This is a genomic window from Streptomyces inhibens, assembly GCF_003389455.1.
Taxonomy (GTDB): domain Bacteria; phylum Actinomycetota; class Actinomycetes; order Streptomycetales; family Streptomycetaceae; genus Streptomyces; species Streptomyces inhibens.
This window is the reverse complement of the sequence record NZ_QUAC01000385.1, coordinates 1-7,611: the sequence shown is the minus strand read 5'-3', so window position 1 is coordinate 7,611 and position 7,611 is coordinate 1. Positions and strand designations below refer to the sequence as shown.

The 7,611-nt window shown below is 74.6% G+C and carries 5 protein-coding genes and 1 pseudogene; 5 read left to right on the top strand and 1 reads right to left on the bottom strand.

Annotation, left to right across the window (positions count from 1 at the left end):
• The 3 genes from cobT to DY245_RS35185 form a co-directional block, all read left to right on the top strand.
• A partial coding sequence (gene cobT / locus DY245_RS35195; protein WP_128511163.1) for a nicotinate-nucleotide--dimethylbenzimidazole phosphoribosyltransferase occupies window positions 1-2,387 on the top strand: 2,387 nt, incomplete at its 5' end.
• A 176-nt stretch (window positions 2,388-2,563) separates the two neighbouring features.
• Window positions 2,564-3,799, top strand: coding sequence for a uroporphyrinogen-III C-methyltransferase (cobA, locus tag DY245_RS35190; protein ID WP_128511162.1), 1,236 nt, complete (start codon window positions 2,564-2,566; stop codon window positions 3,797-3,799).
• Between the two features lie 53 nt (window positions 3,800-3,852).
• Window positions 3,853-4,668 carry a TrmH family RNA methyltransferase gene (locus DY245_RS35185; protein WP_128511161.1) on the top strand — a complete coding sequence of 272 codons (816 nt, stop codon included), beginning with the start codon at window positions 3,853-3,855 and terminating at the stop codon, window positions 4,666-4,668.
• Between the two features lie 93 nt (window positions 4,669-4,761).
• Here DY245_RS35185 and DY245_RS35180 read toward each other — a convergent pair whose 3' ends face one another.
• The gene (locus tag DY245_RS35180) at window positions 4,762-6,111 is read right to left on the bottom strand and encodes a serine/threonine protein kinase (RefSeq protein ID WP_128511160.1); all 1,350 of its coding nucleotides are present in this window, start codon (window positions 6,109-6,111) and stop codon (window positions 4,762-4,764) included.
• A 609-nt stretch (window positions 6,112-6,720) separates the two neighbouring features.
• On the opposite strand from DY245_RS35180, the gene DY245_RS35175 reads away from it, so the two are divergent.
• Window positions 6,721-6,930: a hypothetical protein gene (locus tag DY245_RS35175; protein WP_128511159.1), complete on the top strand. Its 210-nt coding sequence runs from the start codon at window positions 6,721-6,723 to the stop codon at window positions 6,928-6,930.
• Window positions 6,931-7,172: 242 nt separating this feature from the next.
• Window positions 7,173-7,611 (top strand): annotated as a pseudogene (locus tag DY245_RS35170) (aminoglycoside phosphotransferase family protein); the annotation flags it as partial.

Below are 7,611 nucleotides of genomic sequence, written 5' to 3'. Positions count from 1 at the left end.
CCGCCCCCATGCCCACCGCCGCCCCGCACGGCCCGGTCGCCATGCCCGTCCCCGAGGGTGGCGCACCCGTGGAACAGACCGTCATAGAGCCGCCCGAGGCGCAGCAACCGGCCGCCGGACAGCCGCAGCCCGGCGCCCCCGCGGACGCCGCAGGGCAGCAGACCACCGAGGCGCCCGAGGGCCAGGACACCCCGGACGGGCAGCAGCCCGCAGCGGCCGCTCCCGACCACCCCGGCGAGCCGACCACCCCGGCGCCCGAGCCGACCGCGGACGCCACGACCGGCGACCCCGCAGTGACGGCGGACGTCCAGGAGACCCCGGAACCCGCGGCAGCCGACGTGTCCGACCAGCCCGGCGCCCCCGCCGAACCGATGGCCGAGGAGCAGCCCGTCACCGTCCACATCCCGGCCCAGGCGGCCGGCGAGCAGATCGCCGCCCAGGCCGTAGCGGCCGCCCCCGGCGAGCAGCCCGCGACGGCCGGGCTCACGCCCGACAGCGGCCCCGCCGCCGAGGCCCCCGCCGACGAGGCGCCCCACCAGCAGGACGCCGCCGAACTCGTCCAGCTCGGCGAGGACCAGGACGACGACCAGCCGCAGCCGGCAGAGGCCCCCGAAGCCGCCGACGCCCCGGCTGCCTCCGACGTACCGGTCCCGTCCCCGGCCGCCGGGTACGACGACTCCGAGCGCGCCGCCGTGCACCGCGTGATGCGCGAGCGCCGCGACATCCGCAACGGCTTCCGCAGCGACCCGATCCCCAACGAGGTGCTGCTGCGCGTCCTGGAGGCGGCCCACACCGCCCCCAGCGTCGGCCACTCCCAGCCGTGGGACTTCGTCGTCATCCGCTCGGCCGAGACCCGCGAGAAGATGCACCAGCTCGCCATGCAGCAGCGCGAGGCGTACGCCAAGTCGCTGCCCAAGGCGCGCGCCAAGCAGTTCCGCGAGCTGAAGATCGAGGCGATCCTCGAAACGCCGGTGAACATCGTCGTCACCGCCGACTCCACCCGCGGCGGCCGGCACACCCTCGGCCGGCACACCCAGCCGCAGATGGCCCCGTACTCCTCCGCGCTCGCCGTCGAGAACCTCTGGCTCGCCGCCCGCGCCGAAGGCCTGGGCGTCGGCTGGGTCAGCTTCTTCGACGAGCGCGAGATGGTCCGCGAGCTGGGCCTGCCCGAGCACCTCGAAGTCGTCGCCTACCTGTGCGTCGGTTACGTCGACGAGTTCCCGGAGGAGCCCGAGCTGCTGCAGGCGGGCTGGTCCAAGCGCCGCCCGCTGTCCTGGGTCGTCCACGAGGAGACCTACGGCCGCCGCGCGCTGCCCGGCGAGAGCCCGCACGACCTCCTCCAGGAGACCCTGCAGGGCATCCGCCCGCTGGACGCCAAGGCGCTCGGCGAGGCCTGGGAGCGGCAGAAGCGGATGACCAAGCCCGCCGGGGCGCTGGGCATGCTGGAGATCATCTCCGCGCAGCTGTGCGGACTGTCCCGCAAGTGCCCGCCGCCCATCCCGGAGCCGGCCGCCGTCGCGATCTTCGCCGGCGACCACGGTGTGCACGCCCAGGGCGTGACCCCCTGGCCCCAGGAGGTCACCGGCCAGATGGTCGCCAACTTCCTGGGCGGCGGCGCGGTCTGCAACGCCTTCGCCAATCAGGTCGGCGCCGAGGTCTGTGTCGTGGACGTCGGCGTGGCGGGCGAACTACCCGCCACCCCGGGCCTGCTGCCCCGTAAGGTCCGCGCCGGCACCGCCGACTTCACGGCCGGCCCGGCGATGACCCAGGAGGACGTGCTCAAGGCGATCGAGGTGGGCATCGAGACCGCCCGCGACCTCGTAGCGGCCGGCAACAAGGCGCTGCTCACGGGCGAGATGGGCATCGCCAACACCACCACCTCCGCCGCACTGATCGCCGTCTACACCGGCGTCGACCCGGTCGAGGTCACCGGCCGAGGCACCGGCATCAACGACGAGACGCACGCCCGCAAGGTCGATGTGGTCCGCCGCGCCCTGGAACTCCACCAGCCCGACCCGGCCGACCCGATCGGTGTCCTCACCGCGATCGGCGGCCTGGAGCACGCCGCACTCGTCGGCCTGATCCTCGGCGGCGCCTCGCTGCGTACGCCGGTGATCCTGGACGGCGTCAGCGCCGGCGCCGCCGCCCTGGTGGCCCGCGCCATCGCCCCGGAGGCGCTGGCCGCGTGCATCGCCGGCCACCGCAGCGCCGAGCCGGGCCATGTCGCGGCCCTGAACAAGCTGGGCCTGCGCCCGCTGGTCGACCTCGATCTGCGCCTCGGTGAGGGCACCGGCGCGCTGCTCGCGCTCCCCGTGGTGCAGAGCGCCGCCCGCGCCATGCACGAGGTCGCCACCTTCGACTCCGCCGGAGTCACCGAGAAGAGCTGACCGGGTGACGGCCGGGACAGGGCCGCCCCCACATGACCCCCGGCCCGCAGCCCCATAGGCTGTGGGCCGGGGCCGTAGCGCCCCACGGGCCGTAGCACCCTCATCAGCCGCTCCAGAGCCGCAGCGGCTGCGCCGGTCGTCGAACTCGCATCACCCGCACAAGGAGCCGCACCGCCATGGCTGAGCACGCCGCCGAACACGCCGCCTACCCCGTCGGACTGCGGCTGTCCGGCCGCCGGGTGGTCGTCCTGGGAGCCGGGCAGGTGGCCCAGCGCCGGCTCCCCGCGCTCGTCGCCGCCGGCGCCGACGTCCAGCTCATCTCCCCGTCCGCCACCCCGTCCGTCGAGGCGATGGCCGACGCCGGCGAGATCCGCTGGGAGCGCCGCCGCTACCAGGCCGGCGACCTCGCCGAGGCCTGGTACGCGCTGATCTCCACCGACGACCCCGAGGCCAACGCGGCGGCGTCCCAGGAGGCCGAGGACCGCCGGGTGTGGTGCGTACGCGCCGACGACGCCGAGGCCGCCACCGCCTGGACCCCGGCCACCGGCCGCAGCGAGGGCGTGACCGTCGCCGTCCTCACCGGCCGTGACCCGCGCCGCTCCGCCGCCGTACGCGATGCGATCGTCGAGGGCCTGCGGGACGGCAGCATCGCCGCCCCGCACCACCGCCGCCCCCACACGCCCGGCGTCGCGCTGGTCGGCGGCGGCCCCGGCGACCCCGACCTGATCACCGTCCGCGGCCGCCGGCTGCTGGCCGAGGCGGATGTGGTGATCGCCGACCGGCTCGGCCCGCGCGATCTGCTCGCCGAACTCCCGCCGCATGTCGAGGTCATCGACGCCGCGAAGATCCCCTACGGCCGTTTCATGGCCCAGGAGGCCATCAACAACGCGCTGATCGAGCACGCCAAGGCCGGCAAGGCCGTGGTCCGGCTCAAGGGCGGCGACCCGTTCGTCTTCGGCCGCGGCATGGAAGAGGCCCAGGCGCTCGCCGCGGCCGGCATCCCCTGCACGGTCGTCCCCGGCATCTCCAGCACCATCTCGGTCCCCGGCGCCGCCGGCATCCCCGTCACCCACCGCGGCGTCGCCCATGAATTCACCGTCGTCAGCGGCCATGTCGCCCCCGACGACGAGCGCTCGCTGGTCGACTGGCCCGCGCTGGCCAAGCTGCGCGGCACCCTCGTCGTCCTGATGGGCGTGGAGAACAGCGGCGCCATCGCCGCCAAGCTCATCGAGCACGGCCGCCCCGCCGACACCCCGGCCGCCGTCATCCAGGAGGGCACCACCGCGGCCCAGCGCCGGGTCGACGCCACCCTCGCGACCCTCGGCGAGACCGTACGGGCCGAGGGCGTCCGCCCGCCGGCGGTCATCGTCATCGGCGACGTGGTCGCCGTCGCCGCCCCTACCCACAGGTAACCCGTTCCGTACGCGGCATTGGAACCTCGACACCGACAAGGCACTATCTCCCCGTGGCAGAAATCATCACCGTCGATGACCCGGACGACCCCCGGCTGGCCGACTACACCGGTCTGACCGACGTCGAGCTGCGGCGCCGGCGCGAGCCCGCGGAGGGGCTCTTCATCGCCGAGGGCGAGAAGGTCATCCGGCGCGCCAAGCACGCCGGCTACGAGATGCGCTCCATGCTGCTCTCGGCCAAGTGGGTCGATGTCATGCGCGATGTCATCGACGAGGTCCCGGCCCCGGTCTACGCCGTCAGCCCGGACCTCGCCGAGCGGGTGACGGGCTATCACGTGCACCGCGGCGCGCTGGCCTCCATGCAGCGCAAGCCGCTGCCCGAGGCCGCCGAACTGCTCGCCGGGGCCCGCCGCATCGTGGTCATGGAAGCGGTCAACGACCACACCAACATCGGTGCGATCTTCCGCAGCGCGGCGGCCCTCGGCATGGACGCGGTGCTGCTCTCCCCGGACTGCGCGGACCCGCTCTACCGCCGCTCGGTGAAGGTCTCCATGGGCGCGGTGTTCTCCGTGCCGTACGCCCGGCTGGAGGGCTGGCCCCGCGATCTGGCCGTCGTACGGGAAGCGGGCTTCAAGCTGCTCGCGCTCACCCCGGCCGAGAAGGCCACCGCCATCGACGAGGCCGCCCCGCACACCCTGGAGCGCGCCGCCCTGATGCTGGGCGCGGAGGGCGGCGGCCTGACCACCGGCGCCCTGCGGGCCGCCGATGAATGGGTCCGTATCCCGATGGCGCACGGCGTGGACTCGCTCAACGTCGGAGCGGCCGCCGCGGTGGCGTTCTACGCGGTGGCGACCGGACGCCCCGCCTGACGGGAATTACCCCTGGCACGGGAATCACCCCCCGGCACGGGAATCATCCCCCTGCCCCACCGCGTTGTGGCCCGCAGGGGGCGCCCATACCCCCTAGGGGTTCTGTTCCCCCACACCCCAAGGCCTGTCCGCGCCCCCGTACGGAGCGACCGGTACCGTCCGCTTCACGCCCAGCCCGCGGGCCGGCCCCTGGCACCCCTGGGCCGCCGCGATACCGAGCGCCACCAGCAGCGTCACCACCACGAACACGATGACCCGCTGGCGCAGCAGCCGCCGGTCCGGTCCGGGCCGGCGGCCGCCGGATGTCGTACGCACCGGGGTACGCGAACCGTTTCGCCCCGTCGGCCGCGAAGCCGGGGCGCGTCGCGCAGTGCGCCCGCCGGCCCGCGGGTTCTTGCCCGCGGCCGATGCCGGGCCGGCCGGCCGGGATGCCAAGTCACGCGGCGCCGAGGGACGGGATGCGTGCGGACGCGGGTTCGTCCCCGCCGTCCGCCGTTCGGTGCGCTGGCGCGCGTACTCCTCGGCGCGCTGCCCGGTCGGCCGGTCCGACGGGCGGCGCTCCATACGCTCCCAACCGGCCCCGGCCCCGGAGCCGTTCTCCAGCGGCCCGCCCGACAGGCCGTGCGCCTCACGGGCCGCGATCTCCTTGAGCCGCAGTGACAGCGACAGGGTGCTGGGGCGGTCCGCCGGGTCCTTGGCCAGGCACGAGGCGAGCAGCGGCGCCAGCGCGTCCGGCACCCCGGCGAGCTGCGCCTCCTCATGGACCACGCGGTAGAGCATGACCTCCGAACTGCCCTGCCCGAACGGGGAGTCCGCGGTGCAGGCGTACGCGAGGGTCGCGCCCAGCGCGAAGATGTCGGTGGCGGGCGTCACCGCGGCGCCGCGCACCTGCTCCGGCGCCAGAAAGCCCGGCGAGCCGACGGCCGTACCGACATGCGTCAGCGTGCTGGCGCCGGTCGCCCAGGCGATGCCGAAGTCGATGATCCGCGGGCCCTTGGGCGACAGCAGAATGTTGGACGGCTTCAGATCACGGTGCACCACGCCCGCGTCATGGACGGCGAGTAGCCCCTCGGACAGCGCGGCGCCGATGGAGGCGACCTGTGCGGGGGACAGCGGCCCCTCCTCGTTGACCTTGTCGTGCAGCGAGGGTCCCGGGACGTACTGCGTGGCGAACCAGGGGCGGTCCGCGTCGAGATCGGCCGCCACCAGCCGGGCCGTACAGCCGCCGCGGATCCGCCGTGCCGCCGACACCTCGCGCGCGAACCGCGAGCGGAATTCCTGATCCTCCGCCAGATCCGGCCGGATCACCTTCAGGGCAACCCGCTGCCCGCGCTTGTCCGAGCCGAGATAGACCACGCCCATCCCGCCCGCGCCGAGCCGGCGGTGCAGCCGGAACGTCCCGACGACACGCGGGTCCTCGCGTCGGAGCCGCATCATCGCCATGTCCGTCCCCTACCTGCGGTGGGGAGGCCCCTCCGCTGCCAACCGTCTGACGTGGCACAGCTTACGGATTGACGGCTCGCTGTGCTGATAGGCCGCGCATGCGTCGGCAACCGGATTGCCGGTGATGGGTGCGATTTCCGGAGGGCGGGAGCCCATCGGCCGCCGGGCGGCCGGACTTTCCGTACGAGTTCCCAATGATCCGCCACAGAAGGGGGATTGGGGTGATGAAGGGGGATCGCGTCGGTATAGTCGCGGATGCCGGGGATGGGGTCGGGCGGCGGGAAGGGGCGGCGGGCAGCGTGTGCCGCGAAGGCAGGACCGCGGTGCGCGGGGGAGCGGACGAAGTGAGCGAGGTCACCTCGCATGCCCGCGGACCGGCGGCTCCGAAGGGAGCCCCTGGGGGATGTCCCCAGGTCCCCGGTGCCCTCTCTCCACCCAGGGGAGTACGCGGGGCGGCGTTCCGTCATCCTCCTGGAGGCCGAGCAATCGATACGACGGCATGACGCCCACCGCCCGCCGGATGCCTAATGTTGTCTTCAAGCGGCGGGCGCAGCACTCGTCCCCCGAGGTCAGACGCCCGCCGCCCCCAGACACGACGGGAGCGGGACGATGGATCGGACCTCAGGACGGTCGGCCCTTCGGGTGCAGGGGCGCAAGGCCGCCGCGGCGCTCGGCGGCCAGCAGTCCTCCGGCACCCGCCATCCCCTTGTCGCGGTGGCCATGGTGCTGCCGCTGGCGATCGTTCTCGCCGTGGTCTTCGGCGGCTGGGAAGCCGTCATCACACAAGCGTCGTCCGTGGTCGGAATGCTGGGGCGCTGAGCGGCGCCTCGGTCCCGGGAGAGCGGCCCGGGACGGGGACCTCTGGCCGAAAACCCCGTGGGGACGGGGGTGCGGCGGACGGCACGAACGGCCGGGCATCTGGGGAGATGCCCGGCCTTCGGGTTTTCCCGGCCGCCGCCCCGACCGCTCCGCCCGTACCGCGCGTACGATCCCGGACCGGGCCGCCCACAGCGCGCACCACCGTCACGGCACATCCGGCTCGCGCCGGACTCGGGGGAACGATGACCGCACCGCTTCTCGACCGCCTGGCCGCGCTGTCCGCCCCGGCAGGCGCACCGGCGACTTCCCCCGAGATACTCGCCGACCGCCCCGACGGCACCGTCGTCCGCAGCGGCCGTACGGTGGCCAAGGCCCATGCCCCCGACGGCGACCCGCAGGACCTGACCGCCCGGCTGCGCATCGCCGCCCACCCCCGCCTGCACGGCATCCTGCTGCCCCCGCTCCCGGTCACCGGCCCGGACGGCTTCCTGACCCTCACCGAGGACGGCCGCGCGCTCACCCGCTGGCCGTACGGCAGCCCGGTGCCGCCCGACGACCCCGACGCCGCGCCCTGGGAGGACGCCGCCCGGCTGCTGGCCCGCCTGCACTCCGTCGACCCGCGCCAACTCCCCGGCCCCGTGCCGCCGATGCGCGGCCCCGCCAAGGCCGCCCGCGCCCTGG

Coding starts and splice junctions, on each gene's coding strand:
- DY245_RS35175 (WP_128511159.1), top strand. CDS start 6,721: ATGGATCGGACCTCAGGACGGTCGGCCCTTCGGGTGCAGGGGCGCAAG.
- cobA (WP_128511162.1), top strand. CDS start 2,564: ATGGCTGAGCACGCCGCCGAACACGCCGCCTACCCCGTCGGACTGCGG.
- DY245_RS35180 (WP_128511160.1), bottom strand. CDS start 6,111: ATGGCGATGATGCGGCTCCGACGCGAGGACCCGCGTGTCGTCGGGACG.